We start from the raw sequence: 25,676 nt of genomic DNA, 5'->3' as shown, positions 1-25,676 counted from the left end.
GGCAGTGCGCGCGTTCAGATATCCCCGTCGCTATGCGAGGCGCCGGCTTTGCCCGCGGTCGCATTGCCCGACCCTTCCCACCAATAGGCGGGGCGCTTGCGGTTGCCGGTGTCGACCTCGTTCATCGTCATCGGATCGTACATCCGCCCGCCGAGCATCACGCGGCTGATCTTCTCCGTATTGCGGATGTCCTTGGTCGGATCGGCATCGAGCACGACGAGGTCGGCGAGCTTGCCGACTTCGAGCGAGCCCACATCCTTCGCATAGCCCAGTGACGTCGCGGGCATGATCGTGCCGGCTCGCAGCGCCTCGATCGGCGACCAGCCGCCGCGCACGAACGACCACATTTCCCAATGCGCCCCGAGCCCAGCCTGCTGGCCGTGCGCGCCGATCGAGACCTGGATGCCCTTGTCGGCCAGCTTCTTCGCCTCGCGGGCGCTTGCCGCGTCGACATAATCCTCTTCCGGCGCGATCTCGCGGCGCGTGTTCTGCGAAGCGAGGATGCCGGGCGGAATGTGCCGCATCAGCACGGGCTGGCGGAACACATCGGTGTGCGAGCGCCAATAGGGATCGCCGGCCGGGCCGCCATAGGTCACGACGAGTGTCGGCGTGTAGTTGGTCTTGGTCTGCGTCCAGAATTGCACAAGGTCGTCGTAGAAAACGTTCAGCGGAACGTTGTGCTCGACCGTCGAATTGCCGTCCTGGATGTGGGTCAGGTCGAGATTGTAGAGCGACCCGCCCTCCGGCACGACCTCCATGCCTTCGGCCTGCGCTGCGCGGACGATCATCTGCCGCTGCTCGCGCCGCGGCTGGTTGTAGTTCTTGACCGAGTGGGCGCCCTGCGCCTTCAGCCGCCGCACATCTGCCAGCGCGTCTTCGTAAGAATTAATCTCGGCATACACGTCGGGCGCCTTGGCGCCGTAGATGATCTCGCCGGTCGAGAAGATGCGCGGCGCCAGCAGCTTGCCGGTCCTTTGCAGCTCGGACGCCACAAAAATCTCGGACGCGCGCGCCGACGGATCGTGGATCGTCGTCGTGCCCATCGCCAGGTTCACGATGTCCGACCAATTCTGCTGCGGGACCAGCCCGTCCTCGCCCTGCGGACCGTGCGCGTGCGCATCGACCAGTCCCGGAATGACCGTCTTTCCAGCGACGTCGATCGTTTTCGCGCCTGCCGGGATCGGCGTCGATGCGCGGGGACCGACCGCCACGATGCGGTCGCCGTGGATCAGGATAACGCCGTCGTCGACGATTCCGCCATCCTTGTTCGCCATCGTCACGATGCGGGCGCCGGTCAGCGCGACGGTGCCGGTCGGCTTGTCGGCCGCGACGTCCATCGACAGGTCGGTTCCGGTGCGCGGCGGCTGGAACTTGGGCGCGTTTTCGCCAGCCGGCGCCGAGGCGAACAGGTTGGCGGTGTCGGCGGTGAACACGGTCGGCCCCATACTCCAGTGAACCTGCCGCCCGCCGCTCGACCAATGAATGAAGTCGGCGCCCTCGGCGCTTACCCGCGTCACCGGCATAGGCCCGCCCTTGGGGTCGGTCGAGACGTCCTGCGTGCCGGGCATCAGCGGCATCACGAACGCTTCGTAGTTCTGGCGGAACGCGAAGAACTGGCCGTCTGGCGAGACTTCATAGTCGTTGACCAGTTCGCCGGTCGCGTGGATGCGTTTGCTCTCGCCGCTCAGATCGGTGGAGATAAGCTGGCGCTTGCCTTTGTCCGACACGATCATGAACACGCGGTCGCTGCTCGCGCCGAACTGCGGCACCGCGCCGTCCTTCGATACCCGAACCGGCGCGCCGCCAGATGACGCGACCTTGTACACGCCAGGGTCGCTCGTCCATTTCTCGGAGGTCAGAAAACCGCCATCGGTGCGCTCGAACACGATCGTCTTGCCGTCCGGCGAGAATTGCGGCCGCGCATAATGGCCCGGCTGCGTCGTGACTGGCTTTGCGCTGCCGCCGCTTGCGGAGACGGTCTCGATCCGGCCGAGGCCCTGATCGGTCCAGTCGACGAACGCGATCGTCCGCCCGTCACGCGACCAGGTCGGATACATTTCGAAGCTGTCGTCCTTGGACGAAGTCAGCCGCCGCGCGGCGCCGCCGGCCATCGGCTTGACCCAAAGCTTGCCGAGCGTCTCGAACACGACCTGCCGGCCGTCCGGCGACACCCGCGCCCAGCGCGGCATCTTGGTCGCGAACCGGTCCGGTGCGACCTCGATCTGTGGGTGCGTGGCGTCGATCACCACGCGCGTGTCCTGTACGTGGAAGGGGATTTCCGCCCCGCCCGATCCGTCGGCGTTCACGCGCCGGATCTTGCCGCCTGCCCAGAACACCACCGATTTGCCGTCGGGCGTCCACGCCATGTTCGGATAGACGCCGGTGACCGCCCAGGTTTCCTGCACGTCCTGATCCAGATTGTCGTAGATCTTGCGCTCTTCGCCCGAGGCGAGATCGCGGACGTACAGCTTCGACTTGGTCCGCTCGCGCCGCACGAAGGCGATCTTCTTGCCGTCGGGCGATGGCGTCGGCCGCACCGACCCGCCCGCGCCGGACGCGGCGGTGGTCACTTCGCCGGTTTCCAGATTGTAGCGCTCGATGTGGAACAGGTCGGTGTTCGAATTCTGCGCGTACTCAAACACCGGGCCCGGCGTGACGTTACGCGTGTAATAGACGCTCTTGCCGTCCGGCGCGAAGATGGGCTCGCCGAGTTCCTTCTGGAGCTGCTCGCTGGCGCGCTTCACCAGCGGCACGCCGCCGCCGCCCGACACGTGATAGACCCAAACCTCGCCTGTACCGAGCGAGCGGCCCGTCGTGAAATGCTTCTTGGCGACGATGAAGCGGCCGTCCGGGCTCCAGCTCGGCTGGTTCAGGAGGCGGAAGTCTTCCTTCGTGACCTGCCTTTTGTCGGAGCCGTCGACATTCATCACCCAGATATTGTCGCCGCCGCCGCGGTCCGAGACGAAGGCGATGCGCTTGCCGTCGGGCGAGAAGCGCGGCTGCTGCTCATAGGCGAGGCCGTCGGCAATCCGCGTCGGCGTCCCGCCCGCGATCGGCATCGTGTAGATGTCGCCCAGCAGATCGAACGCGACCCATCGCCCGTCGGGCGACACGTCGACATTCATCCAGCTCCCTTCGCTGACATTGATCGGAATCTGGCGCGTGACCATGCCCGGCGGCGCATTGACGTTCCACTTCTCGGGCTTCGTCGCTTGCGAGGCGGCCGGAGCATTGGCGCCGGTCGGCTTTGCGGGCCCGGTCACTTTCTGCTCCGGATTCAGCACCTGATTTTCCGGCGCCTGCGTGTCCTGGACCGGTTGCGGCGGCGTCGGCGCCTGCGCAAGAGAAGAAGTCGTCGCCAGCAGCCCGGCCACCAGCGCGGTTAGTCGAATCATCATGTGCTTGAGCATCCCCAGACTTTTTTTCTGGGACGATGCTCTAGAGGCGAACACGCTGACCGGACAAGGGACGCGGGCGCCGGTTTTCGACGAGCGTCGTTGAGGTCAGCTCACCGTCCGCGCTGAAGCCGGCGAAAAGGTCTGAGGCCGCACGTTCCGTATGCTGAAGATGGCGTGCGCTGCCTCGGCGGGACTCAATCCGCCAAGCAACGCGGCGTCCTTCATGTGATCGTCGTCCGTGCCGCAGGCGAAGCGCGCCACCGCTGCGATCTCATCGTCGGCATGATGGTCGCCGCACCGGCCGCGCCAGCTAAAGTCGCTCGGCGTGCCGTCGCGCGCGACGCGGATCGCCGTGACGCTGGCATCCTTGCCAGTCCGGTGCACCGATCCGCCGTCGACGAACACTGCCGCCTCGTCGCGCGAATCGCCGGCGACCCACCACCAATCCTCCGCAGGCGCGGCGGGCGTGCCCACCACCGGCGCGGCAAGGCTCAGGGCAACCCCCAATAGCAACGACATTCATTCCTCCTCGAATTTTTGCTTCTCAAGGAGAACAACGAACGGGCGGACCGGTTTCATCCCGCCCCGCCCCCATTCGTGGTTAGTAGCGATAATGGTCCGGCTTGAACGGGCCTTCGGTCGAAACGCCGATATAGTCGGCCTGCTTCTTGGTGAGCTTGGTCAGCTTCACGCCGAGCTTTTCGAGGTGGAGCATCGCGACTTTCTCGTCGAGGTGCTTCGGCAACACATAGACTTCGTTCTTGTACTGCTCGTGATTCTTCCACAGCTCGATCTGCGCGATCGTCTGATTGGTGAAGCTCGACGACATGACGAAGCTCGGGTGACCGGTCGCGCAACCGAGGTTCACCAGCCGGCCCTTGGCCAGCACGATGATCTTCTTGCCGTCCGGGAATTCGACCTCGTCGACCTGCGGCTTGATCTCGGTCCACTTCATGTTGGCGAGCGCGCCGATCTGGATCTCGCTGTCGAAGTGGCCGATGTTGCAGACGATCGCCATGTTCTTCATGTCGCGCATGTGATCGAGCGTGATGACGTCGGCGTTGCCGGTCGCGGTCACGAAGATGTCGGCGCGCTTGGTCGCCTCTTCCATCGTCACGACTTCATAGCCTTCCATCGCCGCCTGCAGCGCGCAGATCGGGTCGACTTCGGTCACCAGCACGCGCGCGCCGCCGTTGCGAAGCGAGGCGGCCGAGCCCTTGCCGACATCGCCGAAGCCGGCGACGCAGGCGACCTTGCCGGCCAGCATCACGTCGGTCGCGCGGCGGATCGCGTCGACCAGCGATTCCTTGCAGCCATACAGATTGTCGAACTTCGACTTGGTGACGCTGTCGTTGACGTTGATCGCCGGGAATGGAAGCTTGCCCTTCTTGGCGAGGTCGTAGAGCCGATGGACGCCCGTGGTCGTCTCTTCCGAAACGCCGCGGATGTTCTGCACCGTCTTGGTCAGATAGCCCGGACGCTCGGCCAGGAAGCGCTTCAGCGTCGCGACGAAGATTTCCTCTTCCTCGTTGGTCGGCGTGAACAGCTCCTCGCCGGCCTCGGCGCGCGCGCCCCACAGCGCGAACATCGTCGCGTCGCCGCCATCGTCTAGGATCATGTTGCAGGTCGTGTCCGTGCCCCAGTCGAAGATACGGACGACGTAGTCCCAATATTCCTCCAGCGTCTCGCCCTTGACGGCGAACACCGGCACGCCGGCCGCAGCGATGGCAGCGGCAGCGTGATCCTGGGTCGAGAAGATGTTGCACGATGCCCAGCGAAGTTCGGCGCCCAGATACTTCAGCGTCTCGATCAGCACCGCGGTCTGGATCGTCATGTGCAGCGATCCGGTGATGCGCGCACCCTTCAGCGGCTGCTCCGCGCCATATTCCTCGCGCAGCGCCATCAGCCCCGGCATTTCGGTCTCGGCAATCTCGATTTCCTTGCGGCCGAAATCGGCAAGGCTCAAGTCGCGGATGACATAATCTTTGGCGTCGAGAACAGTGGCCACGGGCAATCTCCGGCAGAATGACAAACCGGCCGTCCGCAGGAAAGCAGACGGCCGGGATGACGTGCCTTTAGCGCCGGAGCGGCTTCAAAGCAAATATAAAGATATCTTTATATGCACCCCGGGTGGACCCGGGCGGGGCAACAGGAGCTTAACGGCGCGACGCGATGGCAGCGGCCGACGGCTTGGAAACCGCACGGCAGCGGCCGCCATCGACCGACGGTTCGACATTCGCCCGTTCGGCAACCTGGAACAGCGCGTCCATCGATCCCTTTGCCGCGAGACCGGCGCGAACGACTTGCGCAACGTCTTGGCAATCCATGCCGTCGGTACCGGCGCCATAGCGGTTGGCGACCGTGGTCATGTAATTGTCATAGGCGTTGAGGCCGCCGAAATGGGCCTTCAGCTCCGCATTGGCCTGGATCAGCGCCGGACGGCTGACCTGGACGAAGCGGTTATATTCGCCGAGGAAACTCGCCGACGTCTTGCGGCAGCGCAGCGCCTCGACCATCAGCATCGTGTCGAGCTCGCGCACTTGCGCGGCCTGATAGGCAGCCGGCGTCCAGCATGCCGCATTGGCCGAACCGGCCAGCATCGCAGTCGCGGTCGCCGCGGCGAATGCCTTTGAAATGATCCCCATGACCCAATCCCCGAAAAGGTGCAGGCCGCACCAGCGCGGCCAAGCTCACCTTGCGGGACAGGTGCTGACGGGATTCTTTTGAAAGCTGGTTAACGCGCCGGAGAATGTCTTTCGTTTCAGCCGCTAAGGCGTTCGAGCAAAAGCAGATCCTTGCCGCGATAGGCCTGCCGGTCGAACAGCGCGTAGCCGATCCCTTCGGCCGTGCGGATCGAGGGCGCGTTGTCCGGGTCGATCATGCACACCGTGCGGCTCCAGCCATGCTCCGACTCGCCCCAGCGCAGCGCTGCGTTCATCGCCTCGCGGGCATAGCCCTTGCCGTGTCCGATCGGCAGCAGCACCCAGCCGGCCTCGGGGGCGCCGTCGAACCGCTCACCAAGTCCGCGCCGCCCCTCGAACAGCCCCACATCGCCGATGAACTGGCCGCTCTCCAGTTCCTCCACGGCCCACAGGCCGAAGCCGTTGACGGCCCAGTGCCCGACATAACGGAGCAGGCGGTTCCAGCAGTCTTCGGCCGGCACTGGCTGGCCACCAAAATGGTGGACAACGACAGGGTCTTGCCAAAGCGTCGCGACATGGCCGGCATCTTCCCGCCGGTGAGGGCGGAGGCGAAGGCGTTCGGTGCGGATTTCAGGAGCGGTTCTGTGGATCATCATGTCTGGCTAGTGGCAAAACAATCACCACATCCCTAAAGACCGCGCAACGATTCCCGAAGGGCCAAACCTGCAATGTCACGCATCGCCATCGCCTCGGACCATGCCGCCGTGGACCTGAAGACTAGCTTGCGCGACTGGCTGATAGAGCTGGGCCATGACGTACTGGACCTTGGCACCGCTACCGAAGCGTCGGTCGACTATCCCGATTTCGGCTACCGTCTCGCTGCCGCCGTCGAGAGCGGCGACGCCGAGAAGGGCATTGCGCTCTGCGGCTCCGGCATCGGGATCGCGATCGCAGTCAACCGCAACCCCGCCTGCCGCTGCGCATTGGTTTCGGAGCCTCTCTCGGCACGCCTCGCTCGCTCGCATAACGACGCCAATGTGATCGCGCTGGGCGCGCGCCTTATCGGCATTGAGATGGCCAAGGCCTGCATCGAGACTTTCCTTGCCACCGCGTTCCTCGGCGGCCGACACGAGCGCCGCGTCGAGAAGCTCACCAATCCCGTGAAGGAACCCGCATGAGCACCAACCCCGCATCGCTGCACGAGCAGCAGTTCGAAGGCTTCTTCACGCGCGACCTCGCCGACGCCGACGCCGAGGTCTTCGCCGGCCTCCGCCACGAGATCGAGCGCGAGCGCTATCAGATCGAGCTGATCGCGTCGGAGAACATCGTCTCCAAGGCGGTGCTGCAGGCGTTGGGCTCGGTGTTCACGAACAAATATGCGGAAGGGTATCCGGGCAAGCGCTACTACCAGGGCTGCGCGCCGTCCGACGAAGTCGAGACGCTGGCGATCGAGCGTGCCAAGAAGCTGTTCAATTGCGGCTTCGCTAACGTCCAGCCGCATTCCGGCGCGCAGGCTAATGGCGCGGTGATGCTGGCGCTGACCAAGCCGGGCGACACCATCCTCGGCATGAGCCTCGATGCCGGCGGCCACCTGACCCACGGCGCCAAGGCCGCGATGTCGGGCAAGTGGTTCAACGCCATCCAATACGGCGTGCGCCCCGACGATCACCTGATCGACTTCGACCAGGTCCGCGATCTGGCCAAGCAACATCAGCCTAAGCTCATCATCGCCGGCGGCTCGGCCTATCCGCGCACCATTGATTTCACGACTTTCCGTTCGATCGCGGACGAGGTCGGCGCCTATTTCATGGTCGACATGGCGCATTTCGCCGGCATCGTCGCGGGGGGCCTCCACCCCTCTCCGTTCGAGCACGCGCATGTCGTCACCACGACGACGCACAAGACGCTGCGCGGCCCGCGCGGCGGCGCGGTCTTCACCAACCACGAGGATATCGCGAAGAAGATCAACTCGGCGGTGTTCCCCGGCCTCCAGGGCGGACCTCTGATGCACGTGATCGCCGCCAAGGCGGTCGCATTCGGCGAAGCGCTGCGGCCCGATTATCGCAGCTACATCCGCGCGGTCGTCGACAATGCGAAGGTGCTTGCCAGCCGCTTGAAGGAGCGCGGCGCAGACCTCGTCGCCGGCGGCACCGACACGCACCTGGCGCTCGTCGACCTTCGTCCCCTCGGCGTCACCGGCAAGGACGCAGACGAGGCGTTGGAGCGCGCGGCCATCACCTGCAACAAGAACGGCATCCCGTTCGATCCGCTGCCGCCGGTCAAGACGAGCGGCATCCGCGTCGGCTCGCCCGCCGGCACCACACGCGGCTTCGGCCCCGCCGAGTTCCGCGAGATCGGCGACCTGATCGCCGACGTGCTGGAAGGGCTCCGCAAGAATGGCGAGCAGGGCGACGCCCAGATCGAGGCGAATGTCCGCGAGCGGGTCCGCGCGCTGTGCGAGCGTTTCCCCATCTATCCGGAGCTCTGAGCCATGGATCTGCAACGACGGCCTGACGGCAGCATGTCGCCCGATGCCAAGGAACTGCTGACCGGCGCCGCAATCGGTGCGGTCGTTGGCATGCCCCTTCCCGTCCTCACTTGGTTCACCGGCGGCCTGGTCGGAGCGGCCATCGCCTGGTACCGTATCCACAAGCGGCAGGGCTGAATTGCGCTGCCCTTATTGCGGACACGAAGACAGCCAGGTCAAGGACAGCCGCCCGACGGACGACGGCGCCGCGATCCGGCGTCGGCGCCAGTGCGAGGACTGCGGCGCCCGCTTCACGACGTTCGAGCGCATCCAGCTCCGCGACCTGACGGTCGTGAAGAGCGAGGACCGGCGAGAGCCGTTCGACCGCGACAAGCTCGCCCGCTCGATCGCCATCGCCTGCCGCAAGCGCCCGATCGACCCGATCCGCATCGAGCGCCTGATCAGCGGCATCCAGCGCCAGCTCGAAACCAGCGGCGAAAGCGAAGTTGCATCCAAGCAGATCGGCGAGCTGGTGATGGAAGGCCTGCGCGGCCTCGACAGCGTCGCCTATATCCGCTTCGCGAGCGTCTATAAGGACTTCGCCGAAGCCCGCGACTTCCGCGAATTCGCCGGCACCGTGGCGGAGGCGGGGGAAAGTTGACCCCCCCCGTCATCGTCCTCGTCCGCCCGCAGCTCGGAGAAAATATCGGCAAGGCGGCGCGGGCCATGCTCAATTTCGGGCTGACCGAGATGCGGCTCGTCGCCCCGCGCGACGGTTGGCCGAACCCCTCCGCTGGCCCCGCCGCCTCGGGGGCAGACGTCGTTCTGGAAAACGCGCAGGTGTTCGACACCTCCGCCGAAGCCGTCGCCGATTGCGCCCATGTGTTCGCGACCACTGTGCGCAAGCGCGGCGTGACCAAGCCGGTGCTTACCCCCGAAGCGGCAGCACGGGACATTCGTTCCGCGCCGGGGCGCACGGCGATCCTGTTCGGCGCCGAACGATCGGGGCTGGATACCGAGGATGTCGCGCTCGCCCGCGCGATCGTCACCGTGCCGATCAACCCTGAGTTCGGTTCGCTGAACCTGGCCCAGGCGGTGATCCTGCTCGCCTATGAATGGTCGAAGGGCGCCGATCTGGTCCAGCCGCCCGCGACCGAGGCGCTGCCCCCCGCTCCCCAGGAAGAGCTTGAAGGGCTGATCGCTCATTTCGAAACCCTGCTGGAGCCGACGGGCTATTTCGCTCCACCCGAGCGCATCCCCGCCACCAAACGAACGTTGCGCGGCGTCCTGACCAAGCCCGGCTGGAATAGCCTGGAAGTCCGCACCCTAAGAGGCGTGCTGAGCGCGCTCGGCCGCCGCTAGGCCGTCGAATGCCTCGAACTCGTAAGCGATCGACTCTTCGACGAGGCAATCCCACAGCCGCGCTATCCGGTCCTCGGGCAGGCCCTGAGCGGCCGCATGAAGGCTGACATTGGCGATCACCTGCGCCTTCCGGGCCTCGTCGCGGACATGCCCGCGCTCCGGCTTGATGCGCGCCGCCGCGTCCATATAGCCGAACCGGCGCGCGAGCAGGCGCACCAGCGCCTCGTCCACCGCATCCACGCCTTCGCGCACATCCTTCATCGTCAGGCAATCGTAGGGGTCGAGCAACCGGAAGTCCTTTTCGCAAGTCGGTTTTCGCGTTACCTTAGCGGCCGCAACACAAGCTCGACAGGGGTTCTATGCGTTCGATCGCTCTTCTCGCTCTGGTCCTCGCGGCGCCGGCGTTCGCGTCCGATGGCAAGCCCAAGGTCGGCACCGCCGGCGGCTCGGACAATCCGGTGGTCTGCAAGCGCGAGGTGCCGATCGGATCGCTGATCGCAAGCCGCAAGATCTGTCTGACCAAAACCGAGTGGGAAGAGCGCGCCACCCGCGGGAACGAAGAGGCGCGCCATCAGGTTTGGGACAATATGGCGAAGAACCCCACGCCCAGCAATTGAGGGTCTTATGCGCACTTTCCTCCTGATCGCATTGCTAGCGGGTGCTCCGGCGCTGGCGGACACTCCCTCGACCACGACCAGCCAGCCGGGCGCCGACAAGGATAAGATGATCTGCCGCCGGGAAACACCGGTCGGCTCTCTGATCGCCAGCAGAAAGATTTGCCTCACCAAGGCGCAATGGGATGCGCGCGCGGTCGACAGCCAGGACGCGGCGCAAAGGATGGTTGACGAGAATCGAGCACGACCCGGCGGTAACTGACCCCGGGTTGGCCGCTTATCCTTGACGCCGCGCGCCTGCTCGGCTAGGCGCCCGCCCTTCGCAATTGGCCCCGCACTCCGGTGAAGCGGTGGCCCTGCCTCTCCTCGCGAGACAAGCAGGCGAGACCGGAAACAACGTTATAGCAATTGAAGGAACCAAAATGTCGAAGCGCCATAGCGCCAAGCACAAGCTCGACCGCCGGATGGGCGAGAACATCTGGGGCCGCCCGAAGTCCCCGGTGAACAAGCGCGAATACGGTCCCGGCCAGCACGGCCAGCGCCGCAAGGGCAAGATGTCCGACTTCGGCCTGCAGCTCCGCGCCAAGCAGAAGCTGAAGGGCTATTACGGCGACGTTACCGAAAAGCAGTTCAAAAAGGCCTATGAAGAGGCGTCGCGCATGAAGGGCGACACTTCGCAGAACCTGATCGGCTTGCTCGAGCGCCGCCTCGACATGATCGTCTATCGCGCCAAGTTCGCGCCGACGATCTGGGCCGCCCGCCAGCTCGTCAGCCACGGCCACGTTCGCGTCAACGGCGTCAAGTGCAACATCGCGTCGCGCCGCTGCTATGTCGGCGACGAAGTGACGCTTGGCAACAAGGCGCAGGAAATGGCGCTGGTGCTGGAAGCGCAGAGCCTCGCCGAGCGCGACATTCCCGACTATGTCGCCGCCGACGGCGCCGCCAAGGCGACCTTCACCCGCGTGCCGACGCTCGACGAAGTGCCGTACCCGGTGAAGATGGAACCGAACCTCGTGGTCGAGTTCTATTCGCGTTGATGCTGAGCTTCACCGATGCAAGGAAGGGCGGGTTTTCCCGCCCTTTTTTGTGTGCAATTCGCCACAACCCTTGTTGCAACGCGGCAACATTGTCGTGAGAAACGCCGTTTTCGTCGACTAAACCTTTGATATACGGATCAAGATGAGTCAGTGCCCCGCGTGTCGAAAGACACACCCATAAACAAGAGAGCATAAGGGGCATCTCAAACATGCGTAAGATTACCGTCCTGGCCGCGGCCGTCGCGGCCGCCGTTTCCGCGCCTGCATTCGCCGGAGTCACCGGTCCCCGCGCCGAAGCCGTTGTGGGCTGGGACAGCTCGCACATTTCCGTTTCCGGCGTGGGCAGCCTGACCCGCAGCGGCCTCGTCTACGGTCTGGGGGTCGGCTATGATTTCGGGATCGGCAGCCGCGCGTCGTTCGGCATCGATGCCGAAGCCACCGACGCCACGACCGATGTCGACGTGACCGACGGCACGGGCCGCTACCGGCTGGCAATCGGCCGCGACCTCTATGTCGGCGGCCGCGTTACGGCCGCGGTTTCGGACAAGCTGAACGTCTATGCCAAGGCCGGCTACACCAATGCCCGCGTGAAGGGCTCCATTACGGCGGGCGGCACCACGTCCAGCGGGTCGGCCAATGCGGATGGCATCCGCGGCGGGCTCGGCCTGCAATATGCGCTGGGCAGCAAGGCTTATCTCGGCGCCGAGTATCGCTACTCGAACTACGAAGGCGGCTTTTCCCGCAATCAGGTCGTCGGCACGATCGGCTTCCGCTTCTAAGCGGCTCGCACCGATGAAACGAAAGGGCGGCCCGAAACGGCCGCCCTTTTTTATTTGATGCCAAGCGTCGTCCGCAAGAACGCGTCGCTCTTGCCGAGCATCTGCGAGCGCGCGTCGGAATCGGCGAGCTGGTGGTCGAGGCCGGGAAAAACGACGAGCTCGTGAGCCTTGCCTGCCGCCGCGAGACGCGAATCCATCATTTGCGATTGCTGCAGGTCCACGTTGAAATCCTGATCGCCATGAAACATCAGGACGGGAGCCTTGAACGCGCCGGCATTCTGGGCGGGCGATCCCTCTTCAAAGTGCGCCCCTGAACCGAACCGCTCCTGTTCGATGGCGAAGTTCGAATAGTCGCGCGATGCGCCCACCTTCGTGGCGAAGTCGGTCACCGGCGCGATGGCTACCACAGCTTTGTAGAGGTCGGGCGCGACCACATTGGATTGCAGCGCGGCGTAGCCCCCATACGACCATCCGACGATCGCCAGCTTCGCCGGATCGGCAATGCCCTGCTCCACCAGCCAGCGCCCCGCATCCACCACGTCGCCGATCGCCAAACGCCACGATTTGTAGCCATTCTTCTGGAACCAGGCATCGCCATAGCCGGTGGACCCGCGGAAGTTCGGCTGCAGAACGGCGAAGCCACGATTGGCATAATATTGTGCAAGCCAGTCGAAGCTCCACTCGTCGCGCGCTTCGGGGCCGCCATGCGGCATCACGATCGCCGGGATTTTCTTGCCGTCCGAAGCCGGCGGCAGAGTCAGATAACCCGGAACCATTGTCCCGTCGGACGCCCGGAAGCTCACCGGCTTCACCGTCGCCAGCTTCACATTGTCCAGAAACGGCCGGTCGGACATGAGCTTGGCCAGCCGCTTCGCCCCGCGATCGTACAGGAAGTACTGACCGGGATCGTTGTCGGAGCCCAAATGGACGACCAGTTTGGTGCCATCCAGACTCGAATCGATCACTTCGGATTGCGGCAAGTTTGGCAGCGCCTTTGCAAGCGTCGCAGCGATCGGCTTCACGGCGGTGTCGAAATAGACCGGAACACGGTGATCGGTTGCATAGCTTGCACCGACGACATGACGATCCCGGCCGATCCGGAGCAAATCGTCCACATCCACCTCGGGATTCGATAGCACGAGCGTCTCTGCAAGGCTGCCGTCGAGCGACATTGTATAGAGCGCAAGTCGGCCGCTAAGCTTCTTGAAACCGTAAGCGACGTTCTTGTCGCGATCGACGGTGACGGGGTTGAACCCGTCCCGGCTGAGAAAATCGTAGCTCGACAGCGGCTTCCAGTCCCGCGACCCCGGCACGCGGTAATAATAGACCGTCGTGCTCTTGGAATAGCCTTCGGCTGTCTTCTTCTGGACCCCCATGATCCGCACGTTGCCGTGACCGTCCGTTATATATTCAGACGCGTCCAATCTGGCGGACTCAACCAATTCGCGCTTGCCGGTGCGCGTATCGACACGCTCTACGCCAAGCCCCTCCGCGCGCTTTTCGATGAGGCTGCCGACCTTGGCTTCGGGCACGAACTCACGCGCGATCAGAACCGCCCCGTCCTGATCGGGAAGCCAATCGATAACGCCCCCTCCGTCGGCTGCTACATAAAGCGCCGCGTCGCTTTGCCGCTCCGTGATCATCTTCTGGTTCTTGCCGTCGGCATCGACGGCAACGAGCTTGCGAAGGCTGACCCTGTATCCCGACGCTTTCTGGGCCGCGTAGATGCTGCAGAGCAGTCGCTGCGTCGACACCCAACTGCACCAGCTGATCCGGGAAGGCTTGCCGTCCGCAGCCAGCGCAGCCTGGGGCGTTCCTGACGCCAAATCGACAGTATAGAGAATGGTCCTGAGGCCATCGGCGGGCGAAACGAAAGCGACCTTCGAGCCGTCGGGGGAGAGGCTCATGTCACGCACGCTTTCAAGCTGCCCAAACGCCTTTTCCGGCGGGACCTGTTGCGCAACTGCGATGGAAGACGCGCCGGCGAACAGCGCCAGCGTAACCGAACGGGCAAGCTTCATTCTTTCCCCCTAGAACTCTCCTCCCTATAGCAGCGCCTCGCCCGCCCGAATGCAAGAGGGCCGCACGGTTTTGGAGGCAATTTCAATGGTGAATGCCGAATCAGGCATTGAGCGGCAGCCGCCCGAATGGGCGCCGCACGACAGCGTCTGGATCGGTTTCCCGAGCCACGCCAATCTGTGGGAAGACGATCTCGCGCCGGCGCAGGCCGAAGTCGCCGCCTTCGCGAACGCCGTCCATGCCGATGGCGCGGGCGAGCGCGTGCAGCTTGTCGCCGCCGATGACGAAGCCGCCGAAACCGCGCGCACGCTCGCCGCGCCCGGCATCGACATGATCGTCGCGCCATTCGGCGACATCTGGCTGCGCGACACCGGCCCGATCATCGTCTCCGACGGCCGCACCCGCGCCGCCCGCGCATTCGTCTTCAACGGCTGGGGCGAGAAGTACCGGCTGGAAGGCGACGACGATCTCGCCCTCCGCCTGTCCGAAACCGGCGGCTTCGGCGAGGCGCGGCGCTGCAAATATGTGCTGGAAGGCGGCGCGATCGACGTCGACGGCACGGGTCTTGTCGTGACCACTGAGCAATGCCTGCTCAACCCGAACCGCAATCCCGATCTCAGCAAAGCCGAGATCGAAGCGCGGCTGCGCGGCGACCTCGGACTCGACCGCATCCTCTGGCTCGGCGACGGCCTGCTGGGCGATCATACCGACGGCCATGTCGACAATCTCGCCCGCTTCGTCGGCAAGAACCGCATCGCCATCCCCGAGCCTGCAGGAAACGATGACCCCAACGCCGCAATTTACCGCGACGCCCAGGCCCGCGCCCGCGGCTTCGCCCTTGAGGTCGTCCCCGTCCCTTCGCCCGGCCGCGTGCTGCGCGACGGGGAGATCATCCCAGCCAGCTATATGAACTTCTACATCGGCAACGCCGCGGTGGTGGTGCCGCTCTACGGCGCGCCCAATGACCATGCCGCCGTCGCCGCGATCCAGGCGCTGTTCCCCACGCGCAGGGTTGTCGGCTTCCGCGCCAATCATATCTTGACCGGCGGCGGCAGCTTTCACTGCATCAGCCAACAGGTTCCATCATTATAACCGTCATCCCGAACTTGTTTCGGGACAAGCTTTCCACCGCTCCATAAGCGACCCGCTTATCCTGAAACGAGTTCAGGATGACGAAGGAAGACAAGATGAACGAAATCACCGTCGCCGCCCTGCAACTCGCCCTGCCCGGCCCTGAGGCCGAGAACATCGCGCACGTCTCCGAGCTGGTCCGCGAGGCGGCGGCGAAAGGCGCCAAGGTCATCCTGCCGCCGGAGCTGTTCGAGGGCCCCTATTTCTGCCGCGTCGAGGACGAGGGCCTGTTCTCGAACGCCCGCGCCACCGAAACCCACCCGTCGGTCGTCGCGATGCAGAAGCTCGCGGCCGAACTGAACGTCTATATCCCGACCAGCTTCTTCGAAGCCGACGGCCCGCACCATTACAACAGCCTCGCGATGATCGACGACAAGGGCGCGATCATGGGCCTCTACCGCAAGAGCCACATCCCCGACGGACCGGGATACGAGGAGAAATTCTACTTCCGCCCCGGCAATACCGGCTTCAAGACCTGGAAGACGCCCGGGGCCACGCTCGGCGTCGGCGTGTGCTGGGACCAATGGTATCCGGAAACCGCGCGCGCGATGATGCTGATGGGCGCGGAAATCCTGTTCTACCCGACCGCGATCGGCTCCGAACCGCACGATCCCGACCTCGACACCAGCCGGCTCTGGCGTCGCGCGATGATCGGCCATGCCGTGTCCAACGTCGTGCCCGTCGTCGCCGCCAATCGCATCGGCACCGAGGATGGCCAGCGTTTCTACGGCCACAGCTTCATCTGCGACGAGCGCGGCGACATGCTGGCGGAGTTCGGCGCGACCGAGACCGGCGTCCTCACCGCCACGCTCGATCTCGACCAGGTCAAACGCCACCGCGCCGCCTTCGGCTTCTTCCGTGATCGCCGGCCGGAGCTTTATGGCCGGCTGGTCGAGGATCGGTAGAGCGTCAGGAAAGCGAGAGGATGATGTAATCCTCTCGCCCTCCTTTAACGACGCGGCTGAAGGCCGATTAGCTGAAGAAGCCTTCGCAAAGCGCGTGAAGCTTCCTCTCTAGTCGGCCACGCCCTCCTAGAAACGATCATTCGATCCTTCCGTCCGAGTTCGCAGCCATGCCAGCGCCACGAGGAGTCGGGGCACTGGTGCACGTCGAAAAGAAGCTGTTCCATAGGACTGCTCCTTTTCGTCTTTGCGTGCTGTCGCCTTTGTCAGTCTCCTTCCGTTCGAGCGTCCTACCGCGCGCCTCTTCGGGTCATCTCGGTGGTGTGCTAGTTACTGCAAAAGAGATTCATTAGGGCTTCAGCGGATCAAAAGTAGAACGTTACGGAGTCGAATGTCTAGCCGAAAATAACCCAGATTGGATTATCTTACCCTCGCCCGTTCCTCGCGCACTTTCGCCGGGCGAATGCAGCCATTCTCGGTGCGCATGACGGTCAGATAGGCTTCCGCCTGCGGCAGTTTGTCGAGGCGCTTCAGCTTCGCGTTTTCGGATGCCTCGGCGGGCGTGGGTTTCGCCTGCCCGCAGATCGGCAACGGCCCCGGCGCCTGGGCCAGCGCGGCGGCCGATAATGGGGCAAGGATCAGGCTCATGGGCGAACCTCCTCTGGGCTTGGCAGTGTAGCGCAAACGACGAAATCGGAAAATCCTGTCCTACAACGGACGCGCCGTGCCATTGTGCCGGCTCGCTCTTTCCCATCGTCGATATCTACGGTGCACCGTTGGCCCGCATAGGAATATTTCTCCTAAGCCGTTCTTATCCATTGCGAATCCCAGATAAGTTCACGAAAAAGGCGTCTCACCCCTGGAACATTGTGAACTTATGGGCGCAGTTCCAACGCCCGCGCGAACACCGCTTCGAACATCTCGCGTGTCAGCCGGCCGGTGTTCTGGTTGTAGCGCGAGCAGTGATAGCTATCGATGAGCACTTCGCCGCCCGCGAACCCATGCTCGGCCAGATGGCCGAATTTGCACTCCGACAGCTTGCCGCGCAGCGTCCGCACCGCCGACTGGTGCGCGATCTGCCCCAGCGCCACGAACACCCGCGCGTTCGCCAGAGTGTCGATCTGCGCCGCGAGGAACGGCCGGCAGTTCGCGATCTCCTGCGGCAGCGGCTTGTTCTCGGGCGGCAGGCATTTGACCGAGTTGCAGATGATAACGCCACGCAAGGTCAGGCCGTCGTCCGGATCGGCGCGATACTCACCTTCCGCCAACCCGAATTTCGTGAGCGTCTCGAACAGCAGGTCGCCGGCATAGTCCCCGGTAAACGGCCGTCCCGTGCGGTTGGCGCCGTGCTTGCCAGGCGCGAGGCCGACGATCGCGAGCCACGCCTCGCGATCGCCGAACGCCGGCACGGGCGCGTTCCACCAGTCCGGATGTTCGACCCGCAGCGCCTCGCGAAACGCCACCAGCCGGGGGCATCGTGGACAGTCGAGCGGTGGCTCAGTCTCCGGAATGGGGCTGACGAAGGCCATGGCCGCGGATAGGCACGATCCTGTGCCCGGCTCAAGCTATGTCATCGCAATCGGCTCCAACCGCCCCCATCACCGCCACGGCAGCCCTGACGGCGTAGTTCGGGCGGCAGTCGCCGCGCTGGCGGCGCTCGGCACTGTCGACGCGCGCTCGCGCATCCACCGCACCGCAGCCTTGGGGCCGGCCGGCCGCAGCTTCGCCAACGCCGCTGTCCTGCTGACGAGCGACTTCGATCCCCCCGCCCTGCTCGCGCACCTCAAACAGCTCGAACGCCGCTTCGGCCGCCGCGCTGGCCGCCGCTGGGGCGCCCGCGTGCTCGACCTCGACATCATCTGGTGGTCGGGCGGAAGCTGGTCCGGCGCGGGCCTCACCATCCCGCACCCGGAGTTCCGCAACCGCCGCTTCGTGCTCGGCCCGCTGGCGGAGATCGCCCCGACGCTCCGCGACCCATTGACCGGTCGCAGCATCCGCCAGCTTCTCCACGCGGTTGACCGCCGCCGCCCGCGCGCCTAGGCAGCACCGCCTTGGGGCCCTTAGCTCAGTCGGTAGAGCAACTGACTTTTAATCAGTAGGTCGCTGGTTCGAATCCAGCAGGGCTCACCATAAATCAATAACTTGGCAACGCGTGACCGGGTCAGCTCGACGAGGCTGCACTCTCCCAGGCAAACTGGAAGGATTTGCCGCGCGGATCGATGCCGGCGAGCATCATGCCCTGCCCCCGGGACTGGTGCTGTTCGGAGGTCGGCTCGTCCTCGGGGTCGCGGACCTGGACCAGCCAGGTCGTCCGCGGCTCATTCGACACGTTCAGGCCCGATCCGTGGACCAGCAGATAGTTGAAGATGAGCAGGTCGCCCGCGTCCGCCTCGACCGGCACCGCGGCCGAGAGCGGGAATTCGTCGGGATCGACATGGTGATCCTGCCCGAACGCCTTTAATGGCCCCAGCTTGTGCGACCCCGGATAGACGCGGACGCAGCCCTTCTCGTCGGGCGCCGCATCCAGGTGCAGGATCGCCGCTGTCATCGAGTTTCCCTTGTGCGGGAAATAGCCCCAGTCCTGGTGCATCGGGAACGGCGAGCCGCGCTCCGGCGGCTTGATGAACATCTTGTTGTGGTGAAGCTGCACGTTGGGCCCGATCAGGCTGGTGAACGCGGCGGTCAGCCGCTCGTCCACCAGCAGCCGCGTGAAGGCGGCGGAGCGGAACTGCACGTCGTGCGAATGTTCGAGCGCGGTGCCTTGCCCCGCGACGCTGCTCCAGGTCGCGTTGGTCGGGCCTTGCCGCGCCGCGATCGCATGGACTTCGGCGCGCAACGCCGCGGCTTCTCCGGCGCTCAGAAAGGATTTGAGCAGGATATAGCCATTGTCGTCGTAGAAGATGCGCTGTTCGGGACTAAGGCCGGGACGGGTCACGGGGCTTTCCTTGCTGGTCTTTGGGGAGCGAACGCGCGGACGCCCGATCGGCGTCGAGACCGCTTACGTCATCGAGGATAATGGCGGGCCGTCCGTCCGGCCGCTCGGTGCGGAGCCTGACGTTCCGCAGCGTGAGGCCTGCGACATGACGGATATAGAGGCTATGGGCGGGAAGCGGGCCGAACATCGGCGCGTGCGGATAATCGCGCTCGGCCTCGGGCACCCGGATCGCCGTCGCTTCGCCGCCGCCTTTCATCGCGATATCGATGTTGCGGAGGGTCACGCTACGTATGGGATGGCCAGGCAGCCCGGTGATCGAGGAAGCGAGCGAGCCGCCGGTCGCGACGATGTTCGAAAACACGACGTTGCGAAGCGTACCGGGCGTCGGGCTCGCCTGGCCGCGGCCGCGATTGCCGAGCCGTAGGAAGAGCGGCGTCGCCGCATCGCGGATCACGATATTGGAAACCACGACGTTCTCGAACGTCGCGCCGTCCACCATCGACATCGACACGGCTGCGGTCGGCGACCGATAGATCGAAGGCGCATGGTAGATCAGCGAGTCCGTCACGCGGATGTTGCGGAAATCGCCCAGGCTTTCGGTGCCGATCTTGATGCCCTGATCGTCGGACGAGCACCGGATGCCGGTGACGACAACGTTTTCGGTCGGGCCGACCGGCGCACCGCGGCGGCCGGTGGTCTTCAGCACCACGCAGTCGTCGCCCGCCTCGATTTGGCTGTCGGCGACGATCACGTTGCGACTGGAATCCACATCGATCGCGTCGGTGTTCGGGCCATGTCCGTCGTTGAAGATCCCGACGCGACGAATGACGATATCTTCCGAATCGAGCGGATGGATCGTCCAGCCCGGTGCGTCGCGGATGGTGATGTTCTCGATCCGGATGTCGCGGCTGGCGACGAACTCGATCAGCGGGCTCGGCCGCGGGCGGCGCGACACATAGACCTTGTCGGGATCTGCATCCCAATAGCCATAGCCGTTGCCGCGGATCGTGCCGCCGCCGTCGATCGCGATCGCGCGGGCGTTGTCCGCGTGGATCAGGTGATAGGGGCCGTTCCCCTTGTTCTGGGTGGAGCCGTCGATCGCGATCTTTGGCACGTCTTCCGCCGGATAGGGCGTGAAATCCTCGATCCGCGAAGATGCCAGCAGAGTCGCTCCGGGGGCGATCCGGAGCGTCACGTTATCCTTCAACACCAGCGTGCCGCTCAGGAAAGTGCCGCCCGCAAGCAGAACAACGCCGCCGCCGCGGCTGGCGCAGGCGTCGATGGCGCGCTGGATCGATGCAGTCGCCAGGGTCTTTCCATCCCCCACCGCGCCGAACTGGCGCGGATCGCATGGAGCGGCGGCTTGCCCGGCCGCGCCGAGCAGCAGCGCCGCGATCATTGTCATCGGCTTCGCGCCCAGGCGAGCCAGATCGCGGCAGTCCAGGAGAAATCGTCGCCGCCGCTGCCGGTACCGTCGATCGGGCTGTACGCTTCGTAGAAGCCGTTCTTCTCCATCAGCTCGGCCGTGTTGCGCCGGACCCGCTCGCCTTGCGCATCGTAGCCGCATTCGGTGAGGCCGGTGCCGATCATGTAGTTGACGACGGCCCAGACCGGCCCGCGCCAGTAGCGGATCATCTGGAAACCGGGATCGTCGGGATCTAGGCTGGGCATCAGACAGGGCACGCGGGCGCCGATCCGCTCGAAATGGGTGAGCATGCCGGCGTCCTTCGCCGGATCGTGCAGGCCCGCATAGAAGCTCAGGAACGAAGCGCTGGTGACGAAACCCGAGTGCTTGCCCGTCAAGCGGTCGCGCGAGCACCAGCAATGCCTGTCCTCGTCCCACAGCCAGTCGATGCCGGCCTCGGCGGTGGCGATGATCGCGTCGATCTCGGCGGCGTCGGCGTCCCGGCCCAGCTCCTCCGCCAGCCAGAGCAGGTCGCGATTGGCGCGCAGCAGGATCATCGACATGCCGACGTCCGCCACCTGGAAGGGATTGGTGCGGGCGATTTCGGCGTGATCCCAGCCGCGCGCCCGGCCCCATTGCACGAGCGCAAGGTAACGGTCGTACTCGAGCTTGGTGGGGCGCATCTTCGCGTCGAGATGGCTGGTGTCGCGGCGGACATAATCGCCCACGTTGGAGACGTCGATCGGCTCGCCGGGCGCATCCCATTCCGGGGAATTGTCGCGGCCGGTCTCCCAGGGGTGCATCGCGACGACGACGCCGCGCTTGTCAGGATCGCGCACGTCGCGGAACCAGCGGTGCCAGGCGAGGAGCTTGGGAAACAACGCTTCGAGGCGCGCGCGGAAGGCGTCGCCCTGCCCGGCGGCATGGGCGCTTTCCCAGAGCTTGCGAACCACCGTGGCCGCGACCGGCGGCTGGGTAATGCCGGACGTGACCGGGTCATGGCCGGTCGCCCAGACGCTGGGGCCCGGAAAATAGCCGGGATCGTCTTTCCAAAAGACGATGTGCGGCAGGAAACCGTCGTCCCATTGCGCCTTGAACAGCGTCTCGACCTCGGTCCAGGCGCGCTCGCGGTCGAAGGCGTCGAAACCCAGGGCGACGAAGGCCGAGTCCCAGTTCCACTGGAAGGGATAAACGCGGCCGTTGGGGACGGTGTAGCCGCCGCGATCATTGGCGGTGAGGATCGCTTTGGCGCGGGAATCGAGGTCCATCAGGGGCTCAATCGGGCAAAGAAATGGCGCGGGGGACCAAGGGAAGTCCCCCGCGCCCAGGGGGGACTTAGAAGCTGAACGTCACGCGGCCGGTGATCCGGCGCGGCAGCACTGGACGGCCGACGAAATACTGGCCGCCGGCAACCTGGTTGTTGTCCTGGCGCGGCGAACCTTCGGTCACGGCATCTTCGTCGAACAGGTTGAACACGTTGATGCCGACCCGCACCGTGTTCCGCCCGCCGACCTTGATCTTATAACCGGCGTCGAGGTTGACGATGTTGAAGCCCTGCAGCTTGATCGCGTTATTCGAAGCGACGAAATTGTCGCCGGTATAGTTGGTGAAGATCGAGGCATCGAGCGCGCCGTCGTCGTAATAGAGGCCCGCATTGTAGAGGAAGTCGGGCTGGCGCTCGAGCTTGTTGCCGATGATCGCCGGATTGGGCGTCGGCACGTTGTTCACCAGCGACTGGAACTGCGTATATTTGGCGTTCTGCAGCGTGAAGTTGCCCTGCAGGTGAAGGTTCGGGATCACCTCGACATTCGCCGTCGCCTCGACGCCGTAGGAGCGCGTCGCGACCAGGTTCACCGCCTCGGTGAAACCGCCCTGCCCGTCGTTGATGAATAGGATCTGCCGGCGATTGTCGAGCTTGGTGTAGAAGCCCGCAACCGTGCCCTGGAAGCGGCCGCTGTTGAACTTCAGGCCGCCTTCGATCTGCTTGATGATCTCGGCGCTGTAGCTCGCATGCTTGCCGGCGGGGCTGAAGGTGACGGCGCGGATTTCGGGGAAGAAGAAGCCGCGCGAGGCGTTCAGATACAGGTTCAGCGTCGGCGTCACCTTGTAGAGCGCGCCGGCGGCCAGCGCCCATTCGGTCGTCTTGACCTTGCCGGTCAGATAGTTGCCGCTGCCATAGTTCACGGTCTTGATCGCGTTCGACAGGCCGGCGGTCGTGTCGGTGACGAAGTTCGCGGCGATCTCGCGCTTGATGTCGCCGCTTAGATGCTCGACGCGGCCGCCGATATCGAACGAGAAGTTATCGGCCTCGATCTGGTCGGCGAAATAGCCGGCCGTGCGCTCAACCTCGTGCCGATTGTTGGTGTAGGAAAGGCCGCCGCGCAGCAGGCCGTTGCGCGAAATGACGGTCTGCACGCCGGTGGTCGGGTTGGTCACGACCAGATTGACGAGCTGCGGCTGATTGTTGAACTCGGCCAAATAGGTGGTGGTGAGGTCGATGTCCTTCGCCGTGGCGTCGGCATAGAAGCCGCCCAATGTGAAGTGATGTTCCAGCGCGCCGGTCGTCACCGTCTTGGTGAGGTTCAGCTCCGCCGTCACGTCGTGCATCGGCCGGTTGCGGTCGGTGAAGCGGTTGGCGAACAGCAAGAAGTTGGCCGGCACCACCGAACCGTCCGCGAAGGTGAAGCGGGCGTTCGCGGTCGTGATGCCCTTCAGCTCGGGAAAGATCGCGCTGGTCTGCCGGTTCGCCAGGAAGCTCGCCTGGGTCTCGGGCACGTTGATGATGCCGTCGCCGTCCGACCACAGGCCGAATTTGTGCTTGTACTGCGAGTATTTGACGCGGCCGTTGATGCCCCAATCGTCGCCGAACTTCTTGTCGAAGGCGAGCGCGATCTGGCCGCCGCGGGTCTTCACGCCGTCGTTGATGTCGCTGACGAAGCGGCCGCCGCCGGGCAGGTTGAAGCCGAGCACATTGGGGTCGAAATCGTTCTGCACCGAGTTGACGATCTTGCCGTCATTGCCCGGGATCCGCTTGCGGGTCGTGCCATCCAGGGGGATCGGCAGGAAGAACTGGACCTTGTCGTCGATCCACTGACCATAAAGCGTGACCGAGCCGGAGCCGTCGCTGAACTCCTGCTTCAGATTGCCGCGGAGCTGATAGCCCTTGGTCTTCAGGCCGGTCCGGATCGTGCCTTCGTCGTAGCGGTAATAGCCGGACAGCGCGAAATAGGTGTTGCCGCCCAGTGGTCCGCTGATCGCGACATCGCCCTTGTAGCGGTCGCGCTCGGCCACCTCGAACTGGGCGACGCCGCCCAGCGTGTCGGTGCCGGTCTTCGAGATGAAGTTGATCAGGCCTGCCACCGAGCCGGGCCCAAACAGGTTCGACACGCCGCCGCGCACGAACTCCAACCGCTCGATCCCGAGATCGTTGCGGCAATAGACGTCGAACGCCGAGGAGTTGAGCCCGAAAGTGCTCATCACCGGAATGCCGTCATATTCGAGCGGCGTGAATTGGTATTGGCCGCCCGACGGCAGGCCGCGCACGAACACGTTGGCCGCGACTTCGCCGCCGCCGCCGTCCGCCTTGATGGTCGGGATCGTGTTCAGGATGTCGGCGTTGCCTGCGGCCTGGGTGCGAGCGAGCGTGCCTTCGTCGAGCGTCTCGACCGCAAGCGGCGTGTCGAACGCGGCGCGCGCGACGCTGGTGCCGGTGACGACGATGTCGGATTCGTCGGCCGCTCCAGCGGTTTGCGGACCGGCCGCAGGCGCGTTCGGGCCGGCAGGAGGAGTCTGCGAATCCTGCGCCCAGGCAGCGGTTGCGAGAAGGGTCGCCGACGCCAGCAGCGCCGCGCGGATCAGCCGAGTATTGCCGTTCATCTTCATCCTCCCAGACACGGCGCCCCCGCGCCGCTGGACGGTCCAACCTGATGTCAGCCGTCCTTGTCACATAAGGGTCATGCTTCCGGCGCTTGAACGAAAGCCCGTGATGCAGCAACAATCTGTTGTCGCGGGTGGAACACTCCACCCGATTTGCGGGGAAATACTTGTGCTCGATCTCGGGGATCTGATGGTCTTCACCAAAGTGGTGGAAACGGAAAGCCTGACCAAGGCCGGCCGTGTGCTCGGTCTGCCGAAATCGACCGTCAGCCGCCGGATGAGCCGGCTGGAGGATCATCTGGGCGTGCAGCTCCTCCACCGCAGCACGCGCGCCGTGACGGTGACCGAGGACGGCGCCCTGTTCTTCGAACATTGCCTGCGCTCGATCGGCGTGCTGCGCGACGGTGAGCGGGCGCTGCAGAGCCGGGCGCGGCATCCGCAAGGCGTGGTCAGGATCGCCATCCCCTATGTGCTGGGCCAGGAACTGGTCTGTCCGGTGCTGCCGGAGTTTCTCGACCTCTATCCCGATGTGCGGCTGGTCAGCGTGCTGACCGACGATGCGGTCGGGCTGCTCCGGAGCGGCTTCGACGTGGCGCTCGCGGTCGGTCCGCTCGCCGATTCCGGTCTGGTCGCGATCAAGCTGGGCACGACCGGATGCGGCGCCTTCGCCTCGCCCGAATATGTCGAGCGCAAGGGGCCGCCGCAAAACCATGTCGAGCTGCCGCGCTTCGATCTGCTCGCGAGTGGGACTGTCGACCGCCGCCATAGCTGGACTTTCCACCGCGACGCCGAGGAAGTTTCGGTCGAGTTCACCGCCAAGCTCGTCTGCAACGACCTGATGTTCCTGCGCGACGCGACGCTGTCGGGCCTGGGCATCGCCAATCTGCCCGCCTTCCTGTGCAAGCACGACCTTGCGGAAGGAAGACTGGTCGAGGTGCTGCCTGGCTGGAGCACATCCGACATGACCTTCTTCGCGCTGTTCGCCGATCCCAAGGCCGTGCCCGTGCGGGTACGGACGCTGATCGACTTCCTTGTCGAGAAGCTGCGGCCAACATTATCGTGGGACATTCACTAGGTTCCACAATCTGCAACAACCCGTTCCACAAATC

General features: G+C 64.8%; 26 protein-coding genes and 1 tRNA gene. 14 read left to right on the top strand and 13 right to left on the bottom strand.

The annotated features are described in order from the left end of the window. Positions 1-14: 14 nt before the first annotated feature. From ACFSCW_RS05980 to ACFSCW_RS05960, 5 genes are all read right to left on the bottom strand, one after another. Positions 15-3,398, bottom strand: coding sequence for an amidohydrolase family protein (locus tag ACFSCW_RS05980; protein ID WP_380887877.1), 3,384 nt, complete (start codon positions 3,396-3,398; stop codon positions 15-17). A 105-nt stretch (positions 3,399-3,503) separates the two neighbouring features. Beyond that, entirely contained in the window at positions 3,504-3,917 is a 414-nt protein-coding gene (locus ACFSCW_RS05975) for a hypothetical protein (RefSeq protein WP_380887876.1), read from the bottom strand. An 82-nt stretch (positions 3,918-3,999) separates the two neighbouring features. Next, the gene (ahcY, locus tag ACFSCW_RS05970) at positions 4,000-5,406 is read right to left on the bottom strand and encodes an adenosylhomocysteinase (protein WP_380887874.1); all 1,407 of its coding nucleotides are present in this window, start codon (positions 5,404-5,406) and stop codon (positions 4,000-4,002) included. Positions 5,407-5,554: 148 nt separating this feature from the next. Then, positions 5,555-6,043: a hypothetical protein gene (locus tag ACFSCW_RS05965; protein ID WP_380887872.1), complete on the bottom strand. Its 489-nt coding sequence runs from the start codon at positions 6,041-6,043 to the stop codon at positions 5,555-5,557. Between the two features lie 116 nt (positions 6,044-6,159). Next, positions 6,160-6,693: a GNAT family N-acetyltransferase gene (locus ACFSCW_RS05960; protein WP_380887870.1), complete on the bottom strand. Its 534-nt coding sequence runs from the start codon at positions 6,691-6,693 to the stop codon at positions 6,160-6,162. 75 nt (positions 6,694-6,768) lie between these two features. Between ACFSCW_RS05960 and rpiB the strand changes: the two genes are divergently transcribed. Genes rpiB through ACFSCW_RS05935 form a run of 5 tightly spaced genes read left to right on the top strand, consistent with a single transcriptional unit; the run spans position 6,769 to position 9,869 of the window. Then, entirely contained in the window at positions 6,769-7,218 is a 450-nt protein-coding gene (gene rpiB, locus ACFSCW_RS05955; RefSeq protein WP_380887868.1) for a ribose 5-phosphate isomerase B, read from the top strand. Continuing rightward, positions 7,215-8,528 (top strand): serine hydroxymethyltransferase, encoded by a 1,314-nt coding sequence (glyA, locus tag ACFSCW_RS05950; protein ID WP_380887866.1) that lies wholly within the window; start codon positions 7,215-7,217, stop codon positions 8,526-8,528. Before rpiB ends, glyA begins: the two co-directional genes overlap by 4 nt. A 3-nt stretch (positions 8,529-8,531) precedes the next feature. Beyond that, entirely contained in the window at positions 8,532-8,705 is a 174-nt protein-coding gene (locus ACFSCW_RS05945; RefSeq protein ID WP_380887864.1) for a hypothetical protein, read from the top strand. A gap of 1 nt (position 8,706) precedes the next feature. Beyond that, positions 8,707-9,168 (top strand): transcriptional regulator NrdR, encoded by a 462-nt coding sequence (gene nrdR / locus ACFSCW_RS05940; RefSeq protein WP_380887862.1) that lies wholly within the window; start codon positions 8,707-8,709, stop codon positions 9,166-9,168. Next, positions 9,165-9,869, top strand: coding sequence for an RNA methyltransferase (locus ACFSCW_RS05935; protein ID WP_380887860.1), 705 nt, complete (start codon positions 9,165-9,167; stop codon positions 9,867-9,869). The genes nrdR and ACFSCW_RS05935 overlap by 4 nt, the downstream gene beginning before the upstream one ends. On the opposite strand, the gene ACFSCW_RS05930 is transcribed toward ACFSCW_RS05935, so the two are convergent. Next, positions 9,834-10,130, bottom strand: coding sequence for a chorismate mutase (locus ACFSCW_RS05930; protein ID WP_380890025.1), 297 nt, complete (start codon positions 10,128-10,130; stop codon positions 9,834-9,836). The genes ACFSCW_RS05935 and ACFSCW_RS05930 overlap by 36 nt on opposite strands. A gap of 98 nt (positions 10,131-10,228) precedes the next feature. Here ACFSCW_RS05930 and ACFSCW_RS05925 point away from each other — a divergent pair, with 98 nt between their 5' ends. From ACFSCW_RS05925 to ACFSCW_RS05910, 4 genes are all read left to right on the top strand, one after another. Beyond that, a complete protein-coding gene (locus tag ACFSCW_RS05925; protein WP_380887859.1) occupies positions 10,229-10,486 on the top strand; it encodes a hypothetical protein in 258 nt (85 codons plus the stop codon). Positions 10,487-10,493: 7 nt separating this feature from the next. Then, complete coding sequence (locus ACFSCW_RS05920; protein ID WP_380887857.1) at positions 10,494-10,745, top strand: hypothetical protein; 252 nt, start codon at positions 10,494-10,496, stop codon at positions 10,743-10,745. Positions 10,746-10,905: 160 nt separating this feature from the next. Beyond that, positions 10,906-11,520 (top strand): 30S ribosomal protein S4, encoded by a 615-nt coding sequence (rpsD, locus tag ACFSCW_RS05915; protein ID WP_380887855.1) that lies wholly within the window; start codon positions 10,906-10,908, stop codon positions 11,518-11,520. Positions 11,521-11,729: 209 nt separating this feature from the next. After that, complete coding sequence (locus tag ACFSCW_RS05910) at positions 11,730-12,299, top strand: outer membrane protein (RefSeq protein WP_380887853.1); 570 nt, start codon at positions 11,730-11,732, stop codon at positions 12,297-12,299. Positions 12,300-12,349: 50 nt separating this feature from the next. Here ACFSCW_RS05910 and ACFSCW_RS05905 read toward each other — a convergent pair whose 3' ends face one another. Then, a complete protein-coding gene (locus tag ACFSCW_RS05905) occupies positions 12,350-14,320 on the bottom strand; it encodes a S9 family peptidase (RefSeq protein WP_380887851.1) in 1,971 nt (656 codons plus the stop codon). Between the two features lie 85 nt (positions 14,321-14,405). Between ACFSCW_RS05905 and ACFSCW_RS05900 the strand changes: the two genes are divergently transcribed. Further along, positions 14,406-15,410, top strand: a complete 1,005-nt coding sequence (locus tag ACFSCW_RS05900) for an agmatine deiminase family protein (protein WP_380887849.1) — start codon at positions 14,406-14,408, stop codon at positions 15,408-15,410. Positions 15,411-15,505: 95 nt separating this feature from the next. Further along, positions 15,506-16,354: an N-carbamoylputrescine amidase gene (gene aguB / locus ACFSCW_RS05895; protein ID WP_380887847.1), complete on the top strand. Its 849-nt coding sequence runs from the start codon at positions 15,506-15,508 to the stop codon at positions 16,352-16,354. A gap of 417 nt (positions 16,355-16,771) precedes the next feature. Here the strand turns inward: aguB and ACFSCW_RS05890 are convergent, their stop codons facing one another. Together ACFSCW_RS05890 and ACFSCW_RS05885 are read right to left on the bottom strand one after the other, a co-directional pair. Beyond that, positions 16,772-16,999: a hypothetical protein gene (locus ACFSCW_RS05890; RefSeq protein ID WP_380887845.1), complete on the bottom strand. Its 228-nt coding sequence runs from the start codon at positions 16,997-16,999 to the stop codon at positions 16,772-16,774. A gap of 227 nt (positions 17,000-17,226) precedes the next feature. Further along, positions 17,227-17,880, bottom strand: coding sequence for a uracil-DNA glycosylase (locus tag ACFSCW_RS05885; RefSeq protein ID WP_380887843.1), 654 nt, complete (start codon positions 17,878-17,880; stop codon positions 17,227-17,229). On the opposite strand from ACFSCW_RS05885, the gene folK reads away from it, so the two are divergent. Further along, a complete protein-coding gene (gene folK, locus ACFSCW_RS05880; RefSeq protein WP_380887841.1) occupies positions 17,879-18,391 on the top strand; it encodes a 2-amino-4-hydroxy-6-hydroxymethyldihydropteridine diphosphokinase in 513 nt (170 codons plus the stop codon). The two genes, ACFSCW_RS05885 and folK, sit on opposite strands and share 2 nt — an antisense overlap. A gap of 14 nt (positions 18,392-18,405) precedes the next feature. After that, a tRNA-Lys gene (locus ACFSCW_RS05875) sits at positions 18,406-18,481 on the top strand. Positions 18,482-18,512: 31 nt separating this feature from the next. On the opposite strand, the gene ACFSCW_RS05870 is transcribed toward ACFSCW_RS05875, so the two are convergent. The 4 genes from ACFSCW_RS05870 to ACFSCW_RS05855 form a co-directional block, all read right to left on the bottom strand. After that, a complete protein-coding gene (locus ACFSCW_RS05870; RefSeq protein ID WP_380887839.1) occupies positions 18,513-19,286 on the bottom strand; it encodes a phytanoyl-CoA dioxygenase family protein in 774 nt (257 codons plus the stop codon). After that, on the bottom strand, positions 19,267-20,691 hold the full coding sequence (locus ACFSCW_RS05865) for a glycoside hydrolase family 28 protein (RefSeq protein WP_380887837.1): 1,425 nt from the start codon (positions 20,689-20,691) through the stop codon (positions 19,267-19,269). Before ACFSCW_RS05865 ends, ACFSCW_RS05870 begins: the two co-directional genes overlap by 20 nt. Beyond that, the gene (locus tag ACFSCW_RS05860) at positions 20,688-21,959 is read right to left on the bottom strand and encodes an MGH1-like glycoside hydrolase domain-containing protein (protein WP_380887835.1); all 1,272 of its coding nucleotides are present in this window, start codon (positions 21,957-21,959) and stop codon (positions 20,688-20,690) included. The genes ACFSCW_RS05865 and ACFSCW_RS05860 overlap by 4 nt, the downstream gene beginning before the upstream one ends. 67 nt (positions 21,960-22,026) lie before the next feature. After that, the gene (locus tag ACFSCW_RS05855) at positions 22,027-24,567 is read right to left on the bottom strand and encodes a TonB-dependent receptor (protein ID WP_380887833.1); all 2,541 of its coding nucleotides are present in this window, start codon (positions 24,565-24,567) and stop codon (positions 22,027-22,029) included. Positions 24,568-24,736: 169 nt separating this feature from the next. Here ACFSCW_RS05855 and ACFSCW_RS05850 point away from each other — a divergent pair, with 169 nt between their 5' ends. After that, the gene (locus tag ACFSCW_RS05850; RefSeq protein ID WP_380887831.1) at positions 24,737-25,642 is read left to right on the top strand and encodes a LysR family transcriptional regulator; all 906 of its coding nucleotides are present in this window, start codon (positions 24,737-24,739) and stop codon (positions 25,640-25,642) included. Positions 25,643-25,676 lie beyond the last annotated feature (34 nt).

Origin of the sequence: Sphingomonas tabacisoli (assembly GCF_042678385.1) — a bacterium.
GTDB lineage: Bacteria > Pseudomonadota > Alphaproteobacteria > Sphingomonadales > Sphingomonadaceae > Sphingomonas_B > Sphingomonas_B tabacisoli.
Note: the sequence above shows the minus strand (reverse complement) of the source record. Positions and strands in the feature narration are given on the sequence as shown.